This window comes from Desulfovulcanus sp. (assembly GCF_982781345.1).
The window spans coordinates 1-1,943 of the sequence record NZ_CEYAEZ010000124.1 but is presented as its reverse complement, the minus strand read 5'-3'; the positions used below and the strand labels follow the sequence as shown (position 1 = coordinate 1,943).

2 protein-coding genes and 1 pseudogene are annotated in these 1,943 nt (G+C 38.2%); all 3 read right to left on the bottom strand.

What is annotated here, in order from left to right:
- The coding region (gene clpX / locus AC3WVG_RS11530; protein WP_488798265.1) for an ATP-dependent Clp protease ATP-binding subunit ClpX at positions 1-1,084 on the bottom strand (1,084 nt) is incomplete at its 3' end.
- Positions 1,085-1,098: 14 nt separating this feature from the next.
- Positions 1,099-1,704, bottom strand: a complete 606-nt coding sequence (clpP, locus tag AC3WVG_RS11525; protein ID WP_488798264.1) for an ATP-dependent Clp endopeptidase proteolytic subunit ClpP — start codon at positions 1,702-1,704, stop codon at positions 1,099-1,101.
- Position 1,705: 1 nt separating this feature from the next.
- Positions 1,706-1,943, bottom strand: a pseudogene (locus AC3WVG_RS11520) (hypothetical protein); the annotation flags it as partial.

The window sequence follows — 1,943 nt, the reverse complement described above, 5'->3', positions numbered from 1 at the left end:
CTTTAGCTTTTTTGGCTATTGCCATTAAGGCGCTATCTGTAAATTTAAGTTCCACACCCTCCAACTCAAATAACTTTTTATATTGTTTTACAAGAGCATTCTTGGGCTCTGTAAGGATCCTAACAAATGCATCTAAGCTAAGCTCCTCCAAGGTGGCAATGACAGGAAGTCTTCCTATAAATTCTGGTATCATGCCAAATTTTATAAGATCCTCCGGCTGAACAAGGGGGATTATCTTGTTGTAGTCCTCTTCTTTGTCGCTACTTTTTACATCAGACTCAAAACCTATGGTTTTTCCCCCTATTCTTTTTTTAATAATTTGCTCTAAGCCGGTAAATGTTCCTCCACAAATAAATAGTATATTCCTGGTATCCACTCTCAAAAAATCCTGTTGGGGATGTTTCCTCCCACCCTTTGGAGGTATGTTGGCAATAGTTCCTTCCAGGATTTTCAGCAACGCCTGTTGCACCCCTTCTCCAGACACATCCCTTGTTATAGAAGGACTGTCTGTCTTTTTTGCTATCTTATCTATTTCATCAATATAAACAATTCCCTTTTGTGCTGCTTCTATATCATAGTCTGCCATCTGTACCAGATTCAGTATGATATTTTCCACATCCTCTCCCACATATCCTGCTTCTGTAAGGGTAGTAGCATCAGCAATAGTAAAGGGGACATCCAGTATCTTGGCCAGAGTCTGTGCAAGCAGGGTCTTGCCACATCCAGTGGGTCCTATAAGCAAAATATTGCTCTTTTCCACCTCCACATCTTTTGTATCTATGTGGGCATTGATCCTTTTGTAGTGATTATAAACTGCTACAGAAAGTATTTTTTTTGCCCTTTCCTGCCCTACAACATATTGATCAAGGATCTTTCTTATTTCAGAAGGCTTTAGGAGGCCTTCTGTCTCAAACTCATCAGATTCCTTACTATATTCCTCGGCTATAATTTCGTTACATAGCTGGATGCATTCATCACAAATATACACAGAGGGTCCAGCTATTAATTTCCTTACCTCATCCTGGCTTTTTCCACAGAATGAACAAAAAAGATCATTATTATCGTTATGGTTCCTTCTTGCCATTGCAAATCCCTTCCTTATTTATTTTTTTGTTTTTGTGGAATTTCTCTTTTTGTAATTATTTTATCTATTATCCCATATTTTAATGCTTCTTGACTATCCATAAAAAAGTCTCTTTCCGTGTCCATCTTTATCTTCTCTATATCTTGGCCTGTATGAAAAGCGAGCAAGTTGTTTAATCTTTCCCTGAGCTTTAAGATTTCCCTTGCATGTATATCTATATCTGTAGCTTGGCCTTGGGCACCACCCATGGGTTGATGTATAAGTATCCTTGCATTAGGTAAAGCGTATCTTTTTCCTTTTGTGCCTGCAGCAAGAAGTAGTGCTGCCATACTTGCACCCTGACCAATGCAAATGGTCATAACATCAGGTTTTATATACTGCATAGTGTCATATATAGCCATTCCTGCAGTAATATGTCCACCTGGAGAGTTTATATATAGATGGATATCCTTATCAGGGTCCTCTGATTCCAGGAAAAGCAATTGAGCGATTACAGTATTTGCAACCGCATCTGTTATCTCCTGCCCAAGAAAAACTATTCTATCTTTTAATAGCCTGGAATATATATCATATGCCCTTTCTCCACGTGGTGTCTGTTCAATAACTATTGGAATAAGCATGTCAACTCCCTTTTTCAGTTTCTTTAATTTTAGCATTCTCAAGGATGTAGTTCAACGTTTTTTGCTCTCGCATCCGTACACGCAAATATCCCATAAGGTTTCTTTCTTCGTAGAACCTTTTCAGATCTTCAGGATCTTGTGCTCCCATTTCAGCAATTTTCTTTATTTCCTCATTTAGTTCCTCGTCTGATATATCAATATTCTCTTTGTCTGCAATCTCTGCAAGAATAAGCATTTCT

What these genes read in the sequence shown, in the direction of transcription:
- clpP (WP_488798264.1), bottom strand. Translation starts at nt 1,704, where the DNA reads ATGCTTATTCCAATAGTTATTGAACAGACACCACGTGGAGAAAGGGCA.